The sequence below is a fragment of the Serratia sp. CY83965 genome (genome assembly GCF_052166375.1).
GTDB classification, from domain to species: Bacteria; Pseudomonadota; Gammaproteobacteria; order Enterobacterales; family Enterobacteriaceae; genus Serratia; species Serratia marcescens.
Genome location: NZ_JBJNOV010000010.1, coordinates 256,731 through 278,402, shown reverse-complemented (window position 1 = coordinate 278,402; position 21,672 = coordinate 256,731). Strand labels below are relative to the sequence as shown.

Sequence of the window (21,672 nt, the reverse complement as noted above, 5' to 3'; positions counted from 1 at the left end):
CTGTGAAAAATTTTTCGATAAAAATAACCCGAATCGCGATCACTTTGATTCTTGTGCTGTTGGGCATCGCCGCGATATTCAAGGCCTGGGTGTTCTACACCGAGTCGCCGTGGACGCGTGATGCCAAGTTTACCGCCGATGTGGTGGCGATCGCGCCGGACGTCAGCGGCCTGCTGACCGACGTGCCGGTGGTGGATAACCAACTGGTGAAGAAAGGCCAGGTGCTGTTCGTGGTCGATCGGCCGCGTTATGAGCAGGCGTTGGCGGAAGCCGGCGCCGATGTCGCCTACTATCAAGCGTTGGCGGCGGAAAAACGGCGCGAGGCCGGCCGCCGCGTGAAGCTGGGCGTGCAGGCGATGTCGCAGGAAGAGATTGACCAGTCGAACAACTCGCTGCAGACCGTGCAGCACCAGCTGGCGAAGGCCGTGGCGGCACGCGAGCTGGCGCAGCTGGATCTGGAACGCACCACGGTGCGGGCTCCGGCCGATGGCTGGATCACCAACCTCAACGTCCATGCCGGCGAATACATCACCCGGGGCTCGGTGGCGGTGGCGCTGGTGAAGAAAGATTCCTTCTACATCCTGGCGTACCTGGAAGAAACCAAGCTGAATGGCCTGAATAAGGGCGACCGCGCGGAGATCACCCCGCTCGGCAGCAACCGCATCATGCACGGCACCGTCGACAGCGTGGCGGCGGCGGTGAACAACAGCAGCAGCACGGTGAACAACAAAGGGTTGGCCTCGATCGACAGCAACCTGGAGTGGGTGCGCCTGGCGCAGCGCGTGCCGGTGAAGATCCTGCTGGACGCCAAGGATCAACAGCATCCGTACCCGGCCGGCACCACCGCCACCGTGGTGATCGTCGGCAAGAACGATCGCAATGCCGACAGCGGTTCGCCTTTTGTGCGCCTGATGCACCGGCTGCGTGAGTTCGGCTAATGAGCAGCCCAACCTTTATCCGGCTGAGATTCGCCTTCAAACTCAGCTTCGCGATTGTGTTTGCGCTGTTCGTCGGCTTCCATCTCAATCTGGAAACCCCGCGTTGGTCGGCGATGACCGCCGCCATCGTCGCCGCCGGCCCGGCCTTTGCCGCCGGCGGCGAACCCTTCTCCGGCGCCATCCGCCACCGCGGCTGGCTGCGTATCATCGGCACCTTTATCGGCTGCTTCGTCGGCCTGATCATTATCATCACCACCGCCCGCGCGCCGGTGGTGATGCTGCTGCTGTGCTGCATCTGGGCCGGTTTCTGCACCTGGCTTTCTTCGCTCATCAAGGTGGAGAACTCCTATGCCTGGGGGCTGGCCGGGTATACCGCGCTGATCATCATCGTGACGGTCGCCACCAGCGAGTCTCATCTGCTGGAAGCGCCGCAGTTCGCCATCGAGCGTTGCAGCGAGATCGTGCTGGGGATCGTCAGCGCCGTGTTGGCGGATCTGCTGTTCTCGCCGCGTTCGATCAAACAGGACATCGATCGGGCGGTGGATCAGCTGCTGGTAGCTCAATACCGCCTGATGCAGATGTGCATCAGCAACGCCGACAAAGAGGATATCGACCGCGCCTGGAGCAATCTGGTGAAGAGCACCACGGCGCTGGACGGCATGCGCAACAATCTGATGATGGAGTCCTCGCGCTGGCAGAAGGTCAACCGCCGGGTAAAAGCGCTGCATACGCTGTCGCTGACGCTGATCACCCAGGCCTGCGAAACCTATCTGATCTTGGTGAATCACCCGGAGGCACTGAAAGACAGCCTGCGGGAGCAGCTGATGGTACCGGCGGAAACCCCGCAGGAGATCCACAAGCGCATGAAGCTGTTGCGCCAGGTGCTGACCACGCATCGTTCCGAGGAAACGCTGCCGACCATCACCGGTTGGGTCGGCGCGGCGACGCGCTACCTGCTGCTGTCGAAAGGCGTGCACGCCAACTGCAGCATCAGCGCGGTGGAAGAGGGGGTGTTGAGCAATGAAACCGTGGTCAAGCCGACTTCGGCGGAAGGGCATCACGCGATGATCAACGGCCTGCGCACCTTTGTGGCGACGGCCTTCGGCAGCCTGCTGTGGCTGTGGACCGGCTGGACGTCCGGCAGCGGTTTTATGGTGATCATCGCGGTGATCACCTCGCTGGCGATGCGCACCCCGGCGCCGCGCATGGTGGCGATGGATTTCGTGCTGGGCATGCTGGCGGCGATCCCGGTCGGTTCCCTGTTCTTCATGGTGATCCTGCCGGCGACGCAGCAGAGCATTTTGCTGCTGTGTCTCAGCCTCGGTCTGCTGGCGTTTTTCATCGGCATCGAGGTGCAGAAGCGGCGGCTCGGTTCGCTGGGGCTGCTGGCCGGGACCATCAACATTCTGGTGCTGAGCAACCCGATGGAGTTCAACGTCACCCAGTTTCTCGACGGGGCACTGGGCCAGTTCCTCGGCAGCTGCGTTGGGCTGATGGTGCTGCTGCTGATCCGCGACAATTCGCGTGAACGCACCGGGCGCACGTTGCTTAACCAGTTCGTCAGCAGCGCGGTGTCGGCGCTGACCACCAAGGCGGCGCGTCGTCGGCAAAACCATCTGCCTGCGCTGTATCAGCAGCTTAACCAGCTGCTGATGATGTTCCCGAACGACATCGCCAAGTATCGTCTGGCGTTGAACCTGATCATTGCCCACCAGCGCATGCAGCGGGCGGAGATTCCGGTCAGCGAAGAGCTGTCGGCCTTCCACCGCCAGATCCGCAGCACCGCCGATCGGGTGGTCTCCGCCAAGAACGACGTCAAGCGCGCCTATTACTACGATCGCTTGCTGGGTGAAATGAACGAGTACCAGCAGAAGCTGGTGGACAATCAGGCGCCGCTCAGCGTCACCGGGCCGGTGAAACGCCTGGCCGACATGCTGCATCGCTATCGTCACGCCTTGATCGATTGATGCGTTCCCTCCTGTTGCGCCGCGTTGTGCGGCGCCTTCCCTGACTATACTGAAAGCAGTGCCTGACATGGCGGGCCGTCTCATGTGAGGCGGCCTGTTTTCAGAGAGACTCCGAGTGCCAGAACGACTGGAAAGTGGCATCATTGTCATGAATGGATGAAACGCTCACCGCCGCGAAAACGTGACGTGCCGGTCATCTTAGTTTCATCCAGGTCGACTATATACCTAACTAGCCTGGGGGAGCTGCGGCGCCTTCGGCGGCATAATTTCAGGGAATGTCATGAACAAGCGGATTCTGTTGGCGATTGTCATCGCCGTGGTCATCGCCGTCTTCAGCGCGCTGCGCGGCAACGAGCACCGTGCGATCGGCGGCAATGCGACGGTGGTGCAAGCGCCGGCGGGGCAACAGCAGAGCATCGATCGGCTCACGCAGCAGCAAACGGTGGTGAGCTACCTGCAGCAGCATCAGCGGCTGCCGGGCTATTACGTCACCAAGAAGCAGGCGCGCGAGCAGGGCTGGGACCCGCGTTCAGGCAACCTCTGTGCGGTATTGCCGGGCAAGGCGATTGGCGGCGATCGATTCTCTAACCGTGAAGGACAACTGCCGAGCGCCGGCGGCCGGGTCTGGCGCGAAGCGGACATCAATTACCAGTGTGGCCGGCGCGGCGCCGATCGCCTGCTGTATTCGAGCGACGGTCTGATCTTCGTCACGCGCGACCATTACAAAAACTTCATTCGTGTGGAGTGAGTTTGATGGCAAAAGTAGAGTTTGATTTTGAACAGATCCAGGATGTGCCGACCTTCTACCGCGATTTTGCGCACAAGTTTGCGCTGGACGAGGGATTCGGCGCCAACCTCGACGCGCTGTGGGACGTAGTGACCGGCGATATCGGTCTGCCGGTGGAAATCGAGTTCACTCACCTGAATGCCCGCAGCAAGCGTCGTTTCGGCGCGATCATTCTGCTGTTTGAAGAGGCGGAAGAAGAGCTGGAAGGCAGCCTGCGCTTCAATATCCGCGAAAGCAGCGGCGAACCGGCGCATCACCGGGGATGAAACGGGTTCATCCCGGGATGGCGGCGCTTAGTCGGCCGCTTCGGCCAGCTCGCGCAGGTATTGGAAGATCTGGCGGTAAGCCTTAGGCGGCTTGTTGGCGGCCTTCTCTTTCTGCGCGTTGCGCACCAGTGAACGCAGCTGTTGGCGATCGGCGGCCGGATACAGATCCAGGATCGACGGAATGACGTCATCGCCTTCTTCCACCAGGCGGTCGCGCAGCGCTTCCAGTTTATGGAACAGGGAAACCTGCTGGTTGTGGCGGTTTTTCAGCTTGTCGAGCGCGGTCTGGATCGGCTCGATATCGCGGGCGCGCAGCATTTTGCCGATCAGCTGCAGCTGACGGCGACGGCCCTCTTTCTTGATCTTCTGCGCCAGCTCGATGGCGGCGCGCAAATCTTCGTCCAACGGAATGCGGTCCAGCGCGTTTTTGCCCAGATCGACCATTTCGGCCCCCAGGTCTTTCAGCGCTTCGGCATCACGTTTAATTTCACTTTTACTGACCCAGATAATCTCGTCATCGTCCTCGTTTTCATTCTCCGGGACATCGTCGAGCCAGTCTTCAGGCTGTTTGTTCATGGTAGGCTCCGTTAAAAAGAGGCTAATCCTAACAGGTTGCCGGCTTTATGCGAAATTCAACGCGGTTCCTGTTAGACTCAACGGCAGAGATCTCAGGATTTTTGCGCGCCGCCCCGCGTGCACAACTACGCCGCTCCGGCACTTTTCTCAACGATTTTCTGATTAATTATGGCAGATTGATGAAAGTAGTCACTCAAGTTGCAGAACAGCGCAAGGCGCTGGAACAGGCCGTTTCTCAGGCGCTGGAGCTGGCCCGCGCCGGTTCCGACGCGGCGGAAGTCGCGGTCACCAAATCGACCGGCATCAGCGTCAGCACCCGCTTCGGCGAAGTGGAAAACGTCGAGTTCAACAGCGATGGCGCGCTGGGCATCACCGTGTATCACCGCCAGCGCAAAGGCAGCGCCTCTTCCACCGATCTCAGCCCGGACGCCATCGCCCGCACCGTACAGGCGGCGCTGGACATCGCGCGCTACACCTCTAAGGATCCTTGCGCCGGCCCGGCGGAGAAAGATCTGCTGGCGTTCGAGGCGCCGGATCTCGATCTGTTCCACCCGACCGAGCTGGACGCCGAGCGCGGCATCGAGCTGGCGGCGCGCGCCGAGCAGGCTTCGCTGGCGGCGGACAAACGCATTACCAACACCGAAGGCGGCAGTTTCAACAGCCACTACGGCATCAAGGTGTTCGGCAACAGCCACGGCATGCTGCAAAGCTATTGTTCCAGCCGTCACTCGCTGTCCAGCTGCGTCATCGCAGAACAGGACGGCGACATGGAGCGGGATTACGCTTACACCATAGGTCGGGCGATGGGCGATCTGCACAGCCCGGAGTGGGTGGGGCAGGAGTGCGCCCGCCGCACGTTGGCGCGTCTCGCGCCGCGCAAATTGTCGACCATGAAGGCGCCGGTGCTGTTCGCCTCCGAGGTGGCCACCGGATTGTTCGGCCATCTGGTGGGCGCCATCAGCGGCAGCAGCGTTTATCGCAAATCTACCTTCCTGTTGGACTCGCTCGGCAAGCAGATCCTGCCGGCGTGGCTGACCGTCGAGGAGCATCCGCACCTGCTGAAAGGGCTGGCGTCGACGCCGTTCGACAGCGAGGGCGTGCGCACCCAGAGGCGCGATATCGTCAAGGACGGCGTGCTGCAAACCTGGCTGATGACCAGCTACTCGGCGCGCAAGCTGGGCCTGCACAGCACCGGCCATGCCGGCGGCATCCATAACTGGCGCATTGCCGGGCAGGGCGCGGATTTCGCCGGCATGCTGAAGCAGCTCGGCACCGGCCTGGTGGTCACCGAGTTGATGGGCCAGGGCGTCAGCGGCGTCACCGGCGATTACTCGCGCGGCGCCGCCGGTTTCTGGGTGGAAAACGGTGAGATCCAATACCCGGTCAGCGAGATCACCATCGCCGGCAACCTGAAAGACATGCTGCGCAACATCGTCAGCGTCGGCAGCGATATCGAAACCCGCAGCAATATCCAGTGCGGTTCGGTGCTGCTGCCGGAAATGAAGATCGCCGGCCAGTGATCCGCTGCGCGGCCGGCGCCCGCCGGCTGCGCGTTATCCCGTCTCAACCTTGCTTACAAATCTCCGGTTTCGATTTTTCCCGGCCTTGCCTATGGTAACGGTGGGTTAATTAAAACAATAACTGGAAGGTGAGCAAACATGCAGAATACCCTGAAAGCGCTGGCGGCGTTGACGCTGCTGGCAGCCAGTTCGCTGGCGGTCGCCGCCGATCTTGGCGACGATATGGACACCCTGGCGGAAAACTACAAAACGGTGCTGAATACCGACTCCGCCGCTACCCTCACACAGAGCCTGCAGAACATGCGCGCCGCCGCGCAGGATGCCAAACAGGGCACCCCGCCGAAGCTGGAAGACAAAGCCGCCGACAGCCCGGAGATGAAAGATTTCCGCAGCGGGTTGGATACCCTGATCGGCCAAATCGATCAGGCGCTGGCGCTGGCCAATCAGGGCAAAGTCGCCGAAGCGAAGCAGCTGGCGCAGGGCTTCAAGCAAACCCGCGACGCCAACCACAAGAAATTCCGCTAATCCGTCAACCGTCGCGCCCGTCTTCCGTCAGATAGGAGGAGGGCGCCTGCCCCAGCACGCGGCGAAACATGGTTGAAAACGCCGCGCTGCTGTCATACCCCATTTCCATCGCTACCTGCGTCACGCTGCGTCCTTCGGCCAGCAGCGCCAACGCCAGCACCACGCAGGCGCGCTGACGCCATTGCGAAAACGGCAGGCCGGTCTGCGCGCGAAAGAAGCGGCTGAAGGTGCGAATGCTCATGTACAGACGAGGCGCCCACCGCTGCGCGGAGTCGTGGGCGTCGGGGTGCTGCAAAAAGGCGCGGCACAGCTCACCCAGCCGAGGATCGGCGGGCAGCGGGATGTGCAACGGCAAGGGCTGCAGCCTGGCCAGCTCGTGCAGCAGCAGCGCCGCCAGCGCTCCGTCGCGGCCCTGTTGTTCATACTCCAGCGGCATATCCACCGCCGCCATCAACAGCTGGCGCATCAGCGGAGTGACGCTGACCACCTGACATACCTGCGGCCGTTCGGCGGGCAACGCGCCGGGTTCAAGGTACAGGCTGCGGGTGGTGACGCCGACCATCCGCACCGCGTGCGGCATCTGCGGCGGCAGCCACACCGCGTGCTGCGGCGGAACGACCCAATTGCCTTGCTGCGTGAAAACGTGCATGACGCCGGTAGCGCCGTACAGCAACTGCGCGCGCCGGTGGCTGTGCATTGGCAGCAGATGCCCCGGCGGATAATCGGTGCCGATGGCGATCACCGCGCGGGTTACGTGGTCGATGTCATCAATGCGGACGTTGCGCATGTGTTCCCTTTGGCGGGCAGATTGGCCGAAACGCAATGATAGTTGGCCCTTCATATAAAGCAAGCCAGCGACGGTCGCCCTACTATCGGGGCAGAAAAATAACGCTTGTTCGGGGCGCCGTTATTTTATCGGCCATGAAGCCCGTGCAAGTCTTCACACCAGGGTGGGACGAAGGTTCTCGTTCTCGCAATACAAGAAGTTAATAAGGAATAAAGCGTCATTTTATTCCAACACCTGAAGCAATAGTTCTTAGCGCAGTTCAATGACTATAAGGTGATATTTCATGTATAAGTTCGGTGTGATTGGCGGCGGGGCCGCCGGCATCTCTTTTGCGTATAACTTTATAAAAAATAAGTCGGTTAATCATTGCAAAAGGCCGCTTTCCCTGACGGTTTTCGACAAGCAGGGATTTAAAGGCGGCATGGCATACAGCAGCGATTTTGACAGCCATATATTAAATATGACGCCGGAAAATATGTCGGCGGATATTTTCGACGATGCGCACTTCGTTGATTGGATCGCCATGCATTTCCCGCAGTTTTGCCAGGATCGTTATCCGCCGCGCTGGCTGTATCGGGAATATCTCGATTTTATTCGCGACATGACAATATATATGGCGGCGGACAGTAACGTGGTGCTGAATTTCGTCACTGCCGAAGTGAATGCCATCGCGCCGCACGAAGCCGGCTATCGGCTGACCACCGCCTGCGGCGGCGCCGAGCAGATGAACGCGCTGGTGCTGTGTTCGGGGCACAACCCGCCGGAGTGCCTTTACCCGGTGGATGGGGTGATCGCTTATCAGGCCCATCAGGATTTGCCGCCGATCAACCCTTATTCGAGCATTGGCGTGATCGGCTGCAGCCTGACGGCGATTGACGCCATCGTTGAACTGATGGAGCGCCTGGGAGCGACCGACATCTGCGCCCTGTCGCGCTCGGGCCTGTTCCCCAGCGTGCAGCCGGCGGTGATGCGTCCGCCGCCGGAGGCGTTTGTTGAGGCGCTGCGGCGCTTTGTCGCCGGCCGCGATTTTATTGACGCGCATCAGCTGGTGCATGCGATCAACGCCGCGCTGGCGCGCCACTATCCGGGGCCGGAGCGGCTGACGGTGCTCTCGGCGCTGGGGGAAAGGCGCGATTGCTACCGCGATCTGGCGGACAGCCTCGATCGCGCGCGTTTTGCCCGGGAGCATATCTGCAGCTATCTGGCGGCGATCCACCCGGCAGTGTGCGCCGCCTGGGTCAAGATGGATGCCAACAACCGGCAGGTCTTCATGCGCTTTTACAACTCCTCCTGGATGCGCAATCGGCACGCCATGCCGATCAAGAATGCCAACAAGATCGTGGCGGCGCTGGAGAGCCAACGCCTGCGCGCCTGCGGCGGCCTGGTGGATATCAGCAAGGCAACGGACGGGTTTATCCTTCGTTGCCATGAGACGCGGGTGCGCGCGCAGTATCTGTTCAACTGCACCACGCCTTCCTATCAACTGCCACCCAACCGCCTGAGCCAGCAGCTGCTGCAAGACGGGCTGGTGCAAGAGAACCTGTTCGGCGGCGTGAAGTGCAACCCGCATACGCTGAAAATTGCCGACCGACGCGGCCGTGAGCAGCATCTTTACTCGCTCGGCGCGCCCGCCAAGGGCGATCTTTTTTACACCTCGGCGATGGAATCCATCACGCGGGATATCAGCAAAATCGTGTTCAACAACCCTATTTTCAACGCAAAGAAGGCTGAAGTATGAAGAACGTAGCGCTCTTTGTCGGCAACGACATTTTCTCCTGGCTGGTGTGTCAGGATCTGATCGCCGCCCTGAAAGGCGAGTGTGCTTTTACGGTGTATTTCCCCCTGGCGAAAAGCGGCGGCCGCACCCAGGAGCCGGCGATTCGCCGCCTGGGGCTGTATGAGCGCGAGGTGCTGAACGATTTTGTGTTCCCGTTCGTTGGCCGCAACGCCGCCGCCTGTGAGGGGGCCTATCAACCGCCGGCCCTGTTCCTGGCCGCCGCCGGGGTCAAGGCGCATCGCGTTCTCGACATCAATGACGCCACGTTTATCAGCAGCCTGGAGCATATGGACGCGGTGATCTCCCTGCGCTGCTATCAGAAATTCTCCGCCGACTATGTGCGCGCCTTCAGCCGACGCGGCAAGCTGCTGTGGAACCTGCACCCCGGCGACTTGCCGCGTTATCGCGGGGTGATGACGCTATTCCGCGCGATGATGAACGGTGACAAGGGCTGTGCGGTGACGCTGCATGAAATGGATGAACACTGGGACGCCGGCCCGGTGCTCGCCCGTCTGCCCGCCGAGCTGCGTCACGATCTGTCGTTCCTGGAAAACATGATGTTGCTGGGTGTGCAAAGCGGCACCTTCCTGGCGCGCCAGCTGATGCGGGCGGAACGGAGCGAAGCGATAGCGGCGGAAAAGCAGGGTGATTCGCGCTATTGGGGCTTCCCGGACGCACAGACGCTGGCGCGGGCGGAACAGGCGGGCATTGAGCTGGTGGATCACGACGCCGTGCGCGAGCAGTATTTGGGGCTGTTCGTCGGCGAGCGCTTCCACCCGCTGGCGGGGCAGTTCTGCGCCGGGTTCGACGACTTCGTGCGGGCGCACGGCCATGATTGAAACGTTGATTGTACTGGGCGCCGGTTTTCTGACCGGCATCACCACCATTCTGTTCGGCTTCGGCGGCGGCTTTGTGGTGGTGCCTTTCGTCTATCACCTGATCTCCGCCTCGGGCGAGCAGCCCGGCCAGGCGATGCATATTGCTGTAGCGACCTCGACAGCGGTGATGATCCTCAACGCGAGTTACGCCACCCTAACCAACTGGCGCAGCGGCAACCTGCTGCGAGAAACCATCGTGCCGCTGATCTTTTTCATCGGCATCGGCGCGGCGCTGGGCGCGTTCGCTTCCTCGCTGCTGGCGGACGGCGTGATCCGCGGGCTGTTTGTGGTCTATATGGCGGTGACCATCGCCGACTGTCTGTTCCGCCGGGGCTTCCTGATCAAACCGGCGCGCGCCGAACTGTCTCCCGCCACGTTGTGGGGCGGCGGGCCGCTGATCGGCGGCATCGCCACCCTGCTGGGGGTGGGCGGCAGCGTGATGACCGTGCCGCTGCTGCGCCGCCATGGTTACGACATGAAATATTGCGTCAGCGCCGCCAACCCGCTGTCGATCCCGGTGGCGGTGATCGGAGCGCTGATGTATATCGTGTTGGGATGGCGCGAGATGAGCGGGCCGCAGTATCTGGGCTACGTCAATCTGAACATTCTGGGGCTGCTGGTGGTGGCGGGGATTGCGGGGATCGTGTTTGCCAGGCGCTGTTTGCCGAAGGTGAGCGATGCGCTGCATGCCAAAATCTACGTGCTGCTGCTGATCGCCGTGCTGATCGCTATCTGCCTCTGAGACAGAAAGGGCGGCCGGATGCCGCCCTGAAAACCGCTTAACGGTGGTATTCGCCCGCCGCTTCCGGCTGGTACAGCAATTCCAGCACTTCAATCCGCGCTTCTTCACCGTTCGGCAATTGCCAGGAGATCTGCTTGCCGACGTGCATGCCGAGCAGCGCTGCACCCAGCGGCGCCATCACCGACAGCTGATCGTGGCTGTCTTTCAGCGAGGCTGGGTAGACCAGCGTGCGCACATGCTCTTCATCGGTGTGCAGATCGCGAAAACGCACGCGGCTGTTCATGGTCACCACGTTGGCCGGCATTTTCTCCGGCGGCAGGATTTCCGCGCGATCCAACTCGTCGTTCAGCGCGGCGGCGACGTCGGTGTTGGCAAAGGCCGGTTGTTCCAATAGCGCATCCAGGCGTTCCGCATCCAGCTCATTAATAGTAATGATGGGTTTGGTCATTCCACTCTCCAGTCAAATCAAAGGGCGCCAGTCTGTGCGCCCATAAATTCGGAAAAACAACACAAAGCAACACCCCCGCGCCAGAGGAGCGGGGGTGTGGGTAATGTCGATTTGTCCCATTGATAGTAGGCGGTTGGGGCGAGAAAAGAAAGAGATCCCGATCACGAAGGCTTTTATCGTCAATCGAGGCAAAAAAAACCGTTAGCCGGGTTATGTAATTGTTATCTCATTTACTTTTTCGCCATAACGCCGTTTTGCGAAATGGATCCCCGCGCGTCATTCGATTTCCACTTCGAACTGGAAAAAACCGGTCTACACAGAAAATCTTGCCGGGGGTAGGGTAAAGACATCACAGAAAGCGGGTTATTCAGGTGATGCGCTTTACGGCTTACTGATTAATGTGGGATCTAGGGGTACTGAAAAGTGAATGATGGATCTGCTTCGATAAAAGAAATTGAACAATCCGATGTCAGCGAAGCCGGTGAGATCACCGCTAGGGTGCTGGCGGATATTACCGCGATGCTGAATGCTGAGAATATTTATACCAATGCGGTGCAGCAACAGATGCTGGAATCGCATATTCGCGCCATGGTGCTGCGTTCAATAACCGGTGAGCCGTTGCCGGAGGTGGATAAATCGCTTTTCGACGAAATTTCCGCCGAGTCCATGCAAATGGCGGAACGTGTGGTGAATCAGTTTGGCACATTGCCTATCGAAGAAGCCTATTTGCTGTCCGTGCACTTCGAAGTGGCGAAAGATAATAACGCATAGCGGTTAACGCATCGATTTCAATCAGGAGAATATACCATGGGTCAAATTACCGTAGTGATCGGCGATCGTTTGGGCAAAGGGCAAAAAGTCGGCCAGGGCGTTGAAAACGCAGGCGGAAAAGCGGTGGTCATCCCCGGCGTGGCGGCGGATATGAAGCTGGGCGACGTCATGAAAGCGGAAAACGCGCAGCTGGGCATCTCTTTTTGCGGCAGCGGCGGCGCAGGCGCGATTACCGCGCAAACCAAATACGGCTACAAGGCCAAATACGGCATGCGTTCGGTGGAAGAGGGCGTGACGGCAATTAACGAAGGCTGCAACGTGCTGGGTTTCGGCTTTATGGATAAAGAAGAGCTGGGCCAGAAACTGGTGGAAGCCTACGTCAAAAAACATGGCAACCCATAATGAAAGAGCAATATACCACATCGGTAAAGGTGGAGGGTAAAGGCGACAGCAAAGCGAAAGCTTTTGCTTCCGCCTTGGCTAATGTGCAGGGCGCGGTATTAAAGTCCACCAACAATATTCTGCTGCGCATCGAGCCGCAGGACGTCAGCGTAGTGAAGGCGGAAGAGAAAATAACTAAAGAGAAATTTCTTTTCTTCTTTTTGCCGCGTGAAAGAAAGAGCTATGCCGTTTCTCTGGAAATAACCGTGAACGTAACCATTATCAATACCGAGAAGGTTGTCTTCGTCACGAAATAAAAACGTTAGCATAAATGAAAGGGTATACTGATGTTTTTAATCATCTTATTTAAATCGATAATTATCGGTGGGCTGGTGGGAGTCGGCGTAGGGGCCGGCGCCGCACGCATGTTCCACGCGCCGACAACACAGGGCATGGGGGCGTTTCGCACCCTGGGCGAGCTGAACTCCTGCGAGGGCGATCCGGCTTCCCACTTCTCATTCGGTCTGGGCTTCTTCTTCAACGCCTGGGCGTCTTCCGTGGCGGCGGGCTCCTTCACGCAGGACGTCGATCATCGCATCATCCCGCACTGGGGCGCGGCGGCCCTGATGGTCAAAAACCGCAATCTGGCGCAAACGCTGCACGATCCGAAAAAAATGGCCATCGCCTGCGGCATCATCGGCATGCTGGTGGTGGCCTTCCTCAATACCACCGCTTCCGCCGTGCCTGCCGCGCTGCAGGTTACCGCCATCAAGGTGCTGGTGCCGGCGGCCAACCTGCTGGTGAACACCGTGATGCCGGTGATCTTCTGGCTGGCGGCGATCGACGCCGGGCGCCGTTCCGGCTTCTGGGGCACCATCTTCGGCGGCCTGGCGCAGCTGATCATGGGCAACGCCGTACCGGGCCTGGTGCTGGGCATTCTGATCGGCAAGGGCGTGGAAGAGAGCGGCTGGAACAAAATCACCAAGATCATGATGGCGGTGATCGTGCTGCTGTTCGTGCTGAGCGGCTTTTTCCGCGGCTTCGACATGAAAGTTCTCGAGTCCTTCAGCCTCGGCGTGCCGGGCTGGCTGGACGCCATTCACAACACCCTGAGCGGTAAATAAGGAGCGGGATGATGGAAGAGCAAACCCAAAAAGGCTTCTGGTACGCCGACTGGTCATTCCCGATTTTTGTTGGCCTGCTGTCCTCCGGCGTGTTCGCCGGGACGCACATGTACTACCTGTACGGCATCGGCGCCTTTAACGAAGTGGCGTTCGTCTCCATGCTGCGGGCGGGGATGGATACCGGCGTATACGGCGCGGTGGCGGCGTTCGGCGCCAGCTTCCTGTTCGCGCGCATCATCGAAGGCTCGCTGGTGGGCATCCTCGACATCGGCGGCGCGATCCAGACCGGCGTCGGGCTGGGCGTGCCGGCGCTGCTTTTGGGGGCCGGCATCGTGTTCCCGGTCGCCAACTTCGCCGCTTCGCTGGCCACCGGTCTGATCATCGGCCTGGCGATCGGTTACGTGATCATTCTGGCGCGCAAATTCACCATCAATCAGAGCAACTCCACCTACGGGGCGGACGTGATGATGGGGGCGGGCAACTCGTCGGGCCGTTTCCTCGGGCCGTTGATCATCCTGTCGGCGATGACCGCTTCGATCCCGATCGGCATCGGTTCGCTGCTCGGCGCGCTGCTGTTCTATATCTGGGGTAAACCGATCACCGGCGGAGCGATCCTCGGCGCGATGATCCTGGGGGCGATCTTCCCGGTAGCCATTTCTTAAGAGGCCTGCGCCAGGCGCCGCCCGATACGGCGGCACCCGGGCTAACAGGAGCAATGCGGTATGTATGACTTAGTAATCAGAGGCGCCAGACTGGCGGACGACACGCTGATCGATCTGGCGGTGAAAGACGGCAAAATAGCCTCGGTGGGGCGGTTGGCGGCGGACGTCAGCGCCGTTCGCCAGCTGGATTTGGCGGGCAACTGCCGCCTGAGCGCCGGTTGGATCGACGCGCACGTGCATTGCTATCCCGAATCGCCGATTTACCATGACGAGCCGGATCGGGTCGGCGTCGCCAGCGGCGTCACCAGCGTGGTCGATGCCGGTAGCACCGGCGCCGACGATATCGACGCCTTTTATCAGCTGACGCGCAGCGCCAAAACCAACGTTTTCGCCTTCCTCAATATCTCGCGCATCGGCCTGCTGCGGCAGAACGAGCTGGCGGAGATGACGGACATCGACAAGCGCGAGGCCGGCCAGGCCATCGCCAACCACCCCGGCTTTGTCATCGGCATCAAGGCGCGCATGAGCAGCAGCGTGGTGGGCAAGAACGGCACTCGCCCGCTGGTGTTGGCCAAAGAGATCCAGCAGGAAAACCGCCAGCTGCCGTTGATGGTGCATATCGGCAATAACCCGCCGGATCTGGATGAGATCGCCGATCTGCTGACCCGCGGCGACATCATCACCCACTGCTACAACGGCAAACCGAACCGCATTCTGACGCCGGCGGGCACGCTGCGCGAGTCTATCCAGCGCGCGCTGCGGCGCGGCGTATTGCTCGACGTAGGGCACGGCACCGCCAGCTTCAGCTTCGAGGTGGCGCGCCAGGCGATCAAACTGGGCATTTTGCCGCACACCATCAGCTCCGATATTTACTGCCGCAACCGCATGAACGGACCGGTGCACAGCCTGGCGACGGTGATGTCCAAATTCTTCAGCGTCGGCCTGACGCTGCCGCAGGTGATCGCCTGCGTGACGGAGAACGCCGCGTCGGCGCTGCAGCTGAGCGGCAAAGGGCGGCTGGAGCCGGGCTATGACGCCGATTTCACGCTGTTTGAGCTGCGCCGCGAACCGCAGGTATTCGCCGACGCCGAAGGGCAAACCGCCGAGGGCGAACGGCTGCTGGTGCCGCTGGCCGCGGTGGTGGCCGGGGAAATCCTATTAACCGAACAAGGGGAGGCAAGCCATGTCTTCGATTTATGAAAAATACGGTTTGAAGCAGGTGATCAACACCTCCGGCCGCATGACCATTCTCGGCGTTTCCACGCCGCGCCAGGACGTGATCGACGCCGTTGATTACGGCCTGAACCACTATTTCGAAATCAAGGATCTGGTCAACAAGACCGGCGCCTACATTGCCGATCTGCTCAACGTGGAGGATGCGGTGATCGTCTCCTGCGCCTCGGCGGGCATCGCCCAGTCGGTGGCGGCGGTGATCGTTAAAGATAACGCCAATCTGCTGGTGAACCTGCATTCGGCGCCGGTGACCGTGCCGCGCGAGATCGTGCTGCCGCGCGGTCACAACGTCAACTTCGGCGCCCCGGTGGACACCATGGTGGCGCTGGGCGGCGGCAAGGTGGTGGAGGCGGGGTACGCCAACGAATGTTCGCCGGAGCAGATTGAAGCCTGCATCACGCCGCAGACCGCGGCGATCCTGTACGTCAAATCGCACCACTGCGTGCAGAAAAGCATCCTGTCCGTCGAACAGGCGGCGGTGGTGGCGCGCAAGCATAACCTACCGCTGATCGTCGACGCCGCGGCGGAAGAAGATCTGATGTGTTACTACCAGATGGGGGCCGATCTGGTGATTTACAGCGGCGCCAAAGCCATCGAGGGGCCGACCAGCGGTCTCGTGATCGGCAAGAAACAGTACGTCGAGTGGGTGAAGTTGCAATCCGGCGGCATCGGCCGGGCGATGAAGGTCGGCAAAGAGGGCATCCTCGGCCTGACGCAGGCGATTGAAAGCTATCTGACGCTTGAGAAAACCACCGGGCAACAGATGGTGGAACGGATGACGCCGTTCCTCGACAGCCTCAACACCCTGACCGGCGTCAGCGCCAGGACCGTCTGGGACAGCGCCGGCCGCGATATCGCTCGCGCCGAGATCACCTTTGATGAGGCGGTGCTGGGGCGGTCGACCTATGACATCGTCCAGGCGCTGAAAACCGGCGACATCGCCATCTACTTCCGCGGCTATAAAGCCAACGAGGGCAAGATTGAGGTCGACGTGCGCAGCGTCGACGAGCAACAGCTGATGACCGTCTTTAGCTGTATCAAAAACCTGTTTACGGAGAAACAAGCATGAAGCTGCAGCCTAACTACTATCGCGACCGCGTTTGCCTGAACGTGCTGGCCGGCTCCAAAGCCAACGCGCAAGATATCTACGCCGCGGCGGAAGGCCATGTGCTGGTGGGCGTGCTCTCCAAAAACTACCCGGACGTCGACAGCGCGGTGACCGACATGCTGCGCTATGCGCGCCTGATTGAAAACGCGCTCTCGGTCGGCCTGGGCGCCGGCGATCCGAAGCAGTCGGCGATGGTTAGCCTGATCGCTCAGCAGGTGCAGCCGCAGCACGTTAACCAGGTGTTTACCGGCGTCGGCGCCAGCCGCGCGCTGCTGGGTCAGAACGACAGCGTGGTCAACGGCCTGGTGTCGCCGACCGGCCGCGTCGGTTGGGTGAAGATCTCTACCGGCCCATTGAGCGCCGCGGCGCCGGACGGCATCGTGCCGGTGGAAACCGCCATCGCCCTGCTGAAAGACATGGGCGGCAGCTCCATCAAGTATTTCCCGATGGGCGGCCTGAAGTGCAAGGACGAATACCAGTACGTAGCCAAGGCCTGCGCCGAGCATGACTTCATGCTGGAGCCGACCGGCGGCATCGATCTGGAGAACTTTGAGCCGATCGTCGAGATCGCGCTGGCGGCCGGCGTGAAACGCGTGATCCCGCATATCTACAGTTCGATCATCGACGCCGCCAGCGGCGACACGCGCCCGCAGGACGTGAAAACCTTACTGGCGATGACCAAAACGCTGGTGGGCTGAACGCACAATGGGATGAGGTAAACGCTGGGAGGCGAAGGTTTTCCCGTGGCGCGGCATGCCGCGCCGTTACCTATACTGAGGATTACTATGCGAAACTGGCAGGTTCCAACCCGACGCACCGCGTTGTTCCTGGCGCTGCTGGCCGTGACCGGCCCGGCGCTGCATGCTGAGGATGCAATGAACTCCACGTCATCTCATTTTGCCTATATCGGCACCTACAATCCCAACGGCGAAGGCGTTTACCGGGTGCAGGTCGATCCGGCCAGCGGCGCGCTGAGCCACGCCACGCTGGTCAGCAATGTGCCGAATCCGGCGCAGCTGACGTTGAGCGCTGACGGCAAGACGCTGTATGTCGCCAGCGAAGTGGCCGATTTCAACGGCGGCAAGCACGGCGGCATCACCGCCTACCGGGTCAATCCGGCCGATGGCGCACTGACGCAGCTCAACCAGGTGGATTCGCAGGGGGCAGGGCCGGTGTATCTCTCCTCGACGCCGGACGGCCGCCATCTGCTGGTGGCGAACTACGTCAGCGGCAGCGTGGCGGCTTTCCCGATTGAAGCGGACGGCAGCCTGGGCGCCGCCAGCTCGGTGCAGCAACAGCAGGGGCCGGCGGGCGCGGCCAAACCGGCGGCGGCGGTGAACGGCAGCTTCGCCATCAGCGATCACAACGGCCCGCATGCCCATATGATCGCCAGCGATCCGAGCGGCAAGTTCGTGTTCTCCACGGATCTGGGGTTGGATCGCATCTACCAATGGCGCTTTGACGCCGCGAGCGGCCGCCTGACGCCGAACGATCCGCCGTGGATCGCCGCCTCTTCCGCCGGCGCCGGCCCGCGTCATTTTGTGTTCCACCCGGACGGCGACACCGTGCTGCTGGTGAACGAAGAGGCCTCGACGTTGACCAGCTACCGTTTTGATCGCCAAAAAGGTACTCTGAAACAACTGCATGCGGTTTCCGCGCTGCCCGCCGACTATCAGGGCACCAGCTTCGCCTCGGGGCTGGCGCTCAGCAAAAACGGCGGCACGCTGTACGTCGCCAACCGACTGCATAACAGCATTGCCCAGTTCAGCGTGGGCGCCGGCGGCGAGTTGAAACCGGTGGCGGAAACCTGGACCCGCGGCGATTATCCGCGTTCGCTGGCGCTGAGCCCGGATGGCCGCTATCTGTATGCGCTGAACCAGCGCAGCGATAACGTCACCCGCTTCAGCGTCAACCCGACGGACGGCAAACTCAGCTTTGTGGGTGGCTATCTGCCGATCGGCAGCCCCTCGCAAATGGCGTTTCTGCCGCCGGCGAAGTAACCCGTGGCCCGCCCGGTTCGCCGGGTGGGCCGCCTGATTGACGGACACAGAATGGTGCGATTTCCTTACCCGCGTTTGGCTTACTTGTTCGATGCTTTGCAAACCGAGACTTTGCCGCAGGATGAGCTGGCGAAGCGTTTCGCCGTGTCCACCCGCACGGTGCGAGCGGATATCACCGCGCTGAACGAGATCCTGGATAAATATGGCGCGCGTTTCGTGCATAACCGCGGAGCCGGCTATCGCCTGCAGGTCGATAACGCCGCGCTGTTCAGCGCCCTGCAGCATCAGGAACGCCGCAAACAGGCCACCCCGCGCAGCGCGCAGGAGCGGGTGCATTATCTGCTGGTGCGTTTTTTGACCTCAGCCTTCTCTCTCAAACTGGAAGATCTGGCCGACGAATGGTTCGTCAGCCGCGGCACGCTGCAAAACGACATGGCTGAGGTGAGAGAGCGTCTGGCGCATTATCAATTGACGATTGAAACCAAACCGCGTTACGGCATGAAGCTGTTCGGCGCGGAGATGGCGATCCGCGCCTGCCTGACCGATCTGCTGTTCCAGCTGCAGCTGGCCGACGCCGAGAACCCGTTGCTCAACAACGAGATCCTGTTGCAGCCGCAGGTGGCGGCGTTCGCCGGATTGCTGCACCCGCTGTTGTCGCAATACGCCATTCGCCTGACCGACGAGGGCGAGCAGTATCTGATCTTCTACTGCGCGGTGGCCCTGCGGCGCATCAACGACGGTTATCCGCTGCCGGACTTCGAGGTGGAGGACGGCGACGAGGCGGTGCGCCAGGTGTCGACCCGTCTGGCGGCGGAGCTGCGCGCGGCCTCCGGCAAAGAGATCTCGATGGCCGAAGAGGCCTATCTGCGGGTCAACATCGCCGCGCGCCGCGTGCAGGACGTGCAACCGACCGAGATCAACGCCGACGATGAAGAAGCGTTGGTGGACTACATCCTGTCCTACATCAACGCACACTATAACTACAATCTGCAGGGCGACGAGCAGCTGCGGGCCGATCTGCTCACCCATATCAAGACCATGATTACGCGGGTGAAATACCAGATCAACATCCCCAATCCGCTGCTGGCCAACATCAAGCAGCACTATCCGATGGCTTACGATGTGACGCTGGCGGCGGTCTCCAGCTGGGGCAAATACACCCCCTATACCCTGAGTGAAAACGAGATCGGCTATCTGGTGTTGCACATCGGCGTGGGGCTGGAGCGGCATTACAACATCGGTTATGAACGCCACCCGCAGGTGATGCTGGTGTGCGATACCGGCAACTCGACGGTGCGCATGATCCAGGCGCAGATTGCGCGCAAGTATCCGCAACTGGTGATGACGCGCATCGTCTCGCTGCGCGATTATGAGATGCTTGCGCACATCGACGAAGACTTCGTGATTTCCAACGCCCGCATCGGCGAAAAGAACAAGCCGGTGGTGGTGATGTCGCCGTTCCCGACCGATTATCAGCTGGAGCAACTGGGCAAATTGGTGCTGGTGGATCGCACCAAACCGTACATGCTGGAGAAGTTCTTCGACGCCGAGCATTTCATGGTGCTCGACGAGCCGCTGACGCAGGCGGAGCTGTTCAGCCGGGTATGCGGCCAGCTGGAGCGGGAAGGATACGTCGGCGCGGACTTCTATCCGTCGGTGGTCGAACGCGAGGCGATCGTCTCCACGCTGCTGGGCGAAGGCATCGCCTTGCCGCACTCGCTGGGGCTGCTGGCGAAAAAGACCGTGGTGGTGACGCTGCTGGCGCCGCAGGGCGTCGTCTGGGGGGAAGGTGAGATCGCGCACGTGATTTTCCTGCTGGCGATCAGCAAGAGCGACTATGAAGAGGCGATGGCGATCTACGAGCTGTTCGTCACCTTTGTGCGTGAACGCTCAATGAGCCGCCTGCTGGGCAGCGACAGCTTCGACAGTTTTAAGGCGGTGGCGTTGGACTGCCTGAGCCGGAGTTGAGGGGCATGTGAGTGATTGGGCGCAGAAGCGCCCTCAACGACTAATCTTCATCAAACCCGGAGTTGAACAGCTCGACCACCGCCGCCAGCGCGTTGACTTCGTCGGGGCCGGTCGCTTCGACTTCGATATGCCGGCCCTGGGCGGAGTCCAGCATCAGCAGCGCGATGACGCTGCTGGCTTCGGCCTCGGTGCCGCTTTCGTTGCGCAGCATCACTTCCGCATCGAAGCTTTGCACCAGTTCGAACAGCTTCATCGCCGGGCGCGCGTGCATGCCCAGTTTGTTTTTGATTTCAACCGTCTGTTTGACCGTCATTGTTTACGCTTTTCCAGCGTGCGGTGGCGCGACTGCACGTTCTTGCCGCGCGAGCGGAAGTAATCGGCCAGCTGTTCCGCCACGTACACCGAGCGGTGCTTGCCGCCGGTACAGCCGATGGCGACCGTCAGGTAGCTGCGGTTGTTGGTTTCCAGCATCGGCAGCCATTGCTCCAGGTAGCTGCGGGTCTGGTAGATGAAGTTGTGCACTTCGGTATGGCGATCGAGGAACGACGCTACCGGCTTGTCCAGACCGGTCATCGGCCGCAGCTTCGGATCCCAGTGCGGGTTCGGCAGGAAGCGCACGTCGAACACGTAGTCGGCGTCGATCGGGATGCCGTGTTTGAAACCGAAGGATTCGAACACCATGGTCAGTTCGCGCTCGCGCTTGCCCAGCAGGCGGGTGCGCAGCATTTCGGCCAGTTCGTGCACCGACATTTCCGAGGTGTCGATAATCAAGTCAGCCCGCGAGCGCAGCGGTTCGAGCAGATCGCTTTCTTCGTCGATCGCGCTTTCCAGCGACAGGTTTTTGCTGGAGAGTGGATGCAGGCGGCGGGTGTCGCTGTAACGGCGGATCAGCGTGTTGCGATCGGCGTCGAGGAACAGCAGCTGCGGTGAGAAGCTGTCCGGCAGCTGAGTCATCGCGTATTCGAACACTTCCGGCGATTCCGGCATGTTGCGCACGTCGATGCTGACCGCCGCGGAGATATTGCGTTCCGCCAGCGTATTGGCGAGCTGCGGCAGCAGAACCACCGGCAGGTTGTCAACGCAGTAAAAACCCATGTCTTCCAGCGCCCGCAAGGCGACGGATTTTCCGGAACCGGAACGGCCGCTGACAATCATCAGCACCATGTGGCAACTCCCCTGGCATCGCGGCGGCGTTCATCGCCACCGGTGGAAAC

General features: G+C 60.9%; 24 protein-coding genes. 19 read left to right on the top strand and 5 right to left on the bottom strand.

Features of this window, described 5'->3' with window-relative positions; translation table 11 throughout:
- Positions 1-2: 2 nt before the first annotated feature.
- The 4 genes from aaeA (at position 3) to ACJ8PL_RS19160 (ending at position 3,958) form a co-directional block, all read left to right on the top strand.
- The gene (gene aaeA / locus ACJ8PL_RS19175; protein ID WP_028127537.1) at positions 3-938 is read left to right on the top strand and encodes a p-hydroxybenzoic acid efflux pump subunit AaeA; all 936 of its coding nucleotides are present in this window, start codon (positions 3-5) and stop codon (positions 936-938) included.
- The gene (gene aaeB / locus ACJ8PL_RS19170; RefSeq protein ID WP_016930226.1) at positions 938-2,905 is read left to right on the top strand and encodes a p-hydroxybenzoic acid efflux pump subunit AaeB; all 1,968 of its coding nucleotides are present in this window, start codon (positions 938-940) and stop codon (positions 2,903-2,905) included. Before aaeA ends, aaeB begins: the two co-directional genes overlap by 1 nt.
- A gap of 280 nt (positions 2,906-3,185) precedes the next feature.
- A complete protein-coding gene (locus ACJ8PL_RS19165) occupies positions 3,186-3,653 on the top strand; it encodes a ribonuclease (RefSeq protein ID WP_004936959.1) in 468 nt (155 codons plus the stop codon).
- Positions 3,654-3,658: 5 nt separating this feature from the next.
- Positions 3,659-3,958, top strand: a complete 300-nt coding sequence (locus tag ACJ8PL_RS19160; protein ID WP_004936963.1) for a barstar family protein — start codon at positions 3,659-3,661, stop codon at positions 3,956-3,958.
- 27 nt (positions 3,959-3,985) lie between these two features.
- On the opposite strand, the gene yjgA is transcribed toward ACJ8PL_RS19160, so the two are convergent.
- The gene (gene yjgA, locus ACJ8PL_RS19155) at positions 3,986-4,534 is read right to left on the bottom strand and encodes a ribosome biogenesis factor YjgA (protein ID WP_004936968.1); all 549 of its coding nucleotides are present in this window, start codon (positions 4,532-4,534) and stop codon (positions 3,986-3,988) included.
- A gap of 179 nt (positions 4,535-4,713) precedes the next feature.
- Here yjgA and pmbA point away from each other — a divergent pair, with 179 nt between their 5' ends.
- Both pmbA and cybC read left to right on the top strand, forming a co-directional pair.
- Complete coding sequence (pmbA, locus tag ACJ8PL_RS19150) at positions 4,714-6,054, top strand: metalloprotease PmbA (RefSeq protein ID WP_442531327.1); 1,341 nt, start codon at positions 4,714-4,716, stop codon at positions 6,052-6,054.
- Positions 6,055-6,192: 138 nt separating this feature from the next.
- Entirely contained in the window at positions 6,193-6,579 is a 387-nt protein-coding gene (gene cybC, locus ACJ8PL_RS19145) for a cytochrome b562 (protein ID WP_016930224.1), read from the top strand.
- A gap of 4 nt (positions 6,580-6,583) precedes the next feature.
- Here the strand turns inward: cybC and ACJ8PL_RS19140 are convergent, their stop codons facing one another.
- Positions 6,584-7,366: an AraC family transcriptional regulator gene (locus ACJ8PL_RS19140; protein ID WP_016930223.1), complete on the bottom strand. Its 783-nt coding sequence runs from the start codon at positions 7,364-7,366 to the stop codon at positions 6,584-6,586.
- Between the two features lie 283 nt (positions 7,367-7,649).
- Here ACJ8PL_RS19140 and ACJ8PL_RS19135 point away from each other — a divergent pair, with 283 nt between their 5' ends.
- From ACJ8PL_RS19135 to ACJ8PL_RS19125, 3 genes are read left to right on the top strand one after another with little or no spacing between them, the layout of a single operon-like run.
- Positions 7,650-9,104: an FAD/NAD(P)-binding protein gene (locus tag ACJ8PL_RS19135; protein WP_016930222.1), complete on the top strand. Its 1,455-nt coding sequence runs from the start codon at positions 7,650-7,652 to the stop codon at positions 9,102-9,104.
- Positions 9,101-9,982, top strand: coding sequence for a formyltransferase family protein (locus ACJ8PL_RS19130; RefSeq protein ID WP_261106417.1), 882 nt, complete (start codon positions 9,101-9,103; stop codon positions 9,980-9,982). The genes ACJ8PL_RS19135 and ACJ8PL_RS19130 overlap by 4 nt, the downstream gene beginning before the upstream one ends.
- Positions 9,975-10,763: a sulfite exporter TauE/SafE family protein gene (locus ACJ8PL_RS19125; RefSeq protein WP_261106416.1), complete on the top strand. Its 789-nt coding sequence runs from the start codon at positions 9,975-9,977 to the stop codon at positions 10,761-10,763. Before ACJ8PL_RS19130 ends, ACJ8PL_RS19125 begins: the two co-directional genes overlap by 8 nt.
- A 37-nt stretch (positions 10,764-10,800) precedes the next feature.
- Here the strand turns inward: ACJ8PL_RS19125 and rnk are convergent, their stop codons facing one another.
- Positions 10,801-11,211 carry a nucleoside diphosphate kinase regulator gene (gene rnk, locus ACJ8PL_RS19120; protein WP_004936993.1) on the bottom strand — a complete coding sequence of 137 codons (411 nt, stop codon included), beginning with the start codon at positions 11,209-11,211 and terminating at the stop codon, positions 10,801-10,803.
- A gap of 444 nt (positions 11,212-11,655) precedes the next feature.
- Between rnk and ACJ8PL_RS19115 the strand changes: the two genes are divergently transcribed.
- From ACJ8PL_RS19115 to ACJ8PL_RS19070, 10 genes are all read left to right on the top strand, one after another.
- Positions 11,656-11,982 carry a glycine dehydrogenase gene (locus ACJ8PL_RS19115; RefSeq protein WP_086013604.1) on the top strand — a complete coding sequence of 109 codons (327 nt, stop codon included), beginning with the start codon at positions 11,656-11,658 and terminating at the stop codon, positions 11,980-11,982.
- Positions 11,983-12,018: 36 nt separating this feature from the next.
- Positions 12,019-12,384 carry a glycine-rich SFCGS family protein gene (locus ACJ8PL_RS19110; RefSeq protein ID WP_004937000.1) on the top strand — a complete coding sequence of 122 codons (366 nt, stop codon included), beginning with the start codon at positions 12,019-12,021 and terminating at the stop codon, positions 12,382-12,384.
- Positions 12,384-12,680, top strand: coding sequence for a DUF4312 family protein (locus ACJ8PL_RS19105; protein WP_004937003.1), 297 nt, complete (start codon positions 12,384-12,386; stop codon positions 12,678-12,680). The genes ACJ8PL_RS19110 and ACJ8PL_RS19105 overlap by 1 nt, the downstream gene beginning before the upstream one ends.
- Positions 12,681-12,710: 30 nt before the next feature.
- Positions 12,711-13,487 (top strand): DUF4311 domain-containing protein, encoded by a 777-nt coding sequence (locus tag ACJ8PL_RS19100; RefSeq protein ID WP_004937006.1) that lies wholly within the window; start codon positions 12,711-12,713, stop codon positions 13,485-13,487.
- Positions 13,488-13,498: 11 nt separating this feature from the next.
- Positions 13,499-14,149 (top strand): DUF4310 family protein, encoded by a 651-nt coding sequence (locus ACJ8PL_RS19095; protein ID WP_004937013.1) that lies wholly within the window; start codon positions 13,499-13,501, stop codon positions 14,147-14,149.
- A 60-nt stretch (positions 14,150-14,209) separates the two neighbouring features.
- Entirely contained in the window at positions 14,210-15,349 is a 1,140-nt protein-coding gene (locus ACJ8PL_RS19090; protein WP_016930217.1) for an amidohydrolase/deacetylase family metallohydrolase, read from the top strand.
- Positions 15,333-16,451 carry a DgaE family pyridoxal phosphate-dependent ammonia lyase gene (locus tag ACJ8PL_RS19085; protein WP_016930216.1) on the top strand — a complete coding sequence of 373 codons (1,119 nt, stop codon included), beginning with the start codon at positions 15,333-15,335 and terminating at the stop codon, positions 16,449-16,451. Before ACJ8PL_RS19090 ends, ACJ8PL_RS19085 begins: the two co-directional genes overlap by 17 nt.
- Positions 16,448-17,188: a 2-dehydro-3-deoxy-phosphogluconate aldolase gene (dagF, locus tag ACJ8PL_RS19080; RefSeq protein ID WP_016930215.1), complete on the top strand. Its 741-nt coding sequence runs from the start codon at positions 16,448-16,450 to the stop codon at positions 17,186-17,188. The genes ACJ8PL_RS19085 and dagF overlap by 4 nt, the downstream gene beginning before the upstream one ends.
- Before the next feature lie 87 nt (positions 17,189-17,275).
- Positions 17,276-18,490 carry a lactonase family protein gene (locus ACJ8PL_RS19075; protein WP_397609284.1) on the top strand — a complete coding sequence of 405 codons (1,215 nt, stop codon included), beginning with the start codon at positions 17,276-17,278 and terminating at the stop codon, positions 18,488-18,490.
- Between the two features lie 51 nt (positions 18,491-18,541).
- Positions 18,542-20,458 carry a BglG family transcription antiterminator gene (locus tag ACJ8PL_RS19070; RefSeq protein WP_049299903.1) on the top strand — a complete coding sequence of 639 codons (1,917 nt, stop codon included), beginning with the start codon at positions 18,542-18,544 and terminating at the stop codon, positions 20,456-20,458.
- A gap of 40 nt (positions 20,459-20,498) precedes the next feature.
- Here ACJ8PL_RS19070 and npr read toward each other — a convergent pair whose 3' ends face one another.
- Together npr and rapZ are read right to left on the bottom strand one after the other, a co-directional pair.
- A complete protein-coding gene (gene npr / locus ACJ8PL_RS19065; RefSeq protein WP_004937034.1) occupies positions 20,499-20,771 on the bottom strand; it encodes a PTS phosphocarrier protein NPr in 273 nt (90 codons plus the stop codon).
- Complete coding sequence (gene rapZ, locus ACJ8PL_RS19060) at positions 20,768-21,622, bottom strand: RNase adapter RapZ (protein WP_015379177.1); 855 nt, start codon at positions 21,620-21,622, stop codon at positions 20,768-20,770. The genes npr and rapZ overlap by 4 nt, the downstream gene beginning before the upstream one ends.
- Between the last annotated feature and the right edge of the window lie 50 nt (positions 21,623-21,672).

Excerpts from the sequence above, each read along its gene's own strand:
- aaeB (WP_016930226.1), top strand. The coding sequence starts at position 938 with ATGAGCAGCCCAACCTTTATCCGGCTGAGATTCGCCTTCAAACTCAGC.
- ACJ8PL_RS19165 (WP_004936959.1), top strand. The coding sequence starts at position 3,186 with ATGAACAAGCGGATTCTGTTGGCGATTGTCATCGCCGTGGTCATCGCC.
- ACJ8PL_RS19160 (WP_004936963.1), top strand. The coding sequence starts at position 3,659 with ATGGCAAAAGTAGAGTTTGATTTTGAACAGATCCAGGATGTGCCGACC.
- yjgA (WP_004936968.1), bottom strand. The coding sequence starts at position 4,534 with ATGAACAAACAGCCTGAAGACTGGCTCGACGATGTCCCGGAGAATGAA.
- pmbA (WP_442531327.1), top strand. The coding sequence starts at position 4,714 with ATGAAAGTAGTCACTCAAGTTGCAGAACAGCGCAAGGCGCTGGAACAG.
- cybC (WP_016930224.1), top strand. The coding sequence starts at position 6,193 with ATGCAGAATACCCTGAAAGCGCTGGCGGCGTTGACGCTGCTGGCAGCC.
- ACJ8PL_RS19140 (WP_016930223.1), bottom strand. The coding sequence starts at position 7,366 with ATGCGCAACGTCCGCATTGATGACATCGACCACGTAACCCGCGCGGTG.
- ACJ8PL_RS19135 (WP_016930222.1), top strand. The coding sequence starts at position 7,650 with ATGTATAAGTTCGGTGTGATTGGCGGCGGGGCCGCCGGCATCTCTTTT.
- ACJ8PL_RS19130 (WP_261106417.1), top strand. The coding sequence starts at position 9,101 with ATGAAGAACGTAGCGCTCTTTGTCGGCAACGACATTTTCTCCTGGCTG.
- ACJ8PL_RS19125 (WP_261106416.1), top strand. The coding sequence starts at position 9,975 with ATGATTGAAACGTTGATTGTACTGGGCGCCGGTTTTCTGACCGGCATC.
- rnk (WP_004936993.1), bottom strand. The coding sequence starts at position 11,211 with ATGACCAAACCCATCATTACTATTAATGAGCTGGATGCGGAACGCCTG.
- ACJ8PL_RS19110 (WP_004937000.1), top strand. The coding sequence starts at position 12,019 with ATGGGTCAAATTACCGTAGTGATCGGCGATCGTTTGGGCAAAGGGCAA.
- ACJ8PL_RS19105 (WP_004937003.1), top strand. The coding sequence starts at position 12,384 with ATGAAAGAGCAATATACCACATCGGTAAAGGTGGAGGGTAAAGGCGAC.
- ACJ8PL_RS19100 (WP_004937006.1), top strand. The coding sequence starts at position 12,711 with ATGTTTTTAATCATCTTATTTAAATCGATAATTATCGGTGGGCTGGTG.
- ACJ8PL_RS19095 (WP_004937013.1), top strand. The coding sequence starts at position 13,499 with ATGGAAGAGCAAACCCAAAAAGGCTTCTGGTACGCCGACTGGTCATTC.
- ACJ8PL_RS19090 (WP_016930217.1), top strand. The coding sequence starts at position 14,210 with ATGTATGACTTAGTAATCAGAGGCGCCAGACTGGCGGACGACACGCTG.
- ACJ8PL_RS19085 (WP_016930216.1), top strand. The coding sequence starts at position 15,333 with ATGTCTTCGATTTATGAAAAATACGGTTTGAAGCAGGTGATCAACACC.
- dagF (WP_016930215.1), top strand. The coding sequence starts at position 16,448 with ATGAAGCTGCAGCCTAACTACTATCGCGACCGCGTTTGCCTGAACGTG.
- ACJ8PL_RS19075 (WP_397609284.1), top strand. The coding sequence starts at position 17,276 with ATGCGAAACTGGCAGGTTCCAACCCGACGCACCGCGTTGTTCCTGGCG.
- ACJ8PL_RS19070 (WP_049299903.1), top strand. The coding sequence starts at position 18,542 with ATGGTGCGATTTCCTTACCCGCGTTTGGCTTACTTGTTCGATGCTTTG.
- npr (WP_004937034.1), bottom strand. The coding sequence starts at position 20,771 with ATGACGGTCAAACAGACGGTTGAAATCAAAAACAAACTGGGCATGCAC.
- rapZ (WP_015379177.1), bottom strand. The coding sequence starts at position 21,622 with ATGGTGCTGATGATTGTCAGCGGCCGTTCCGGTTCCGGAAAATCCGTC.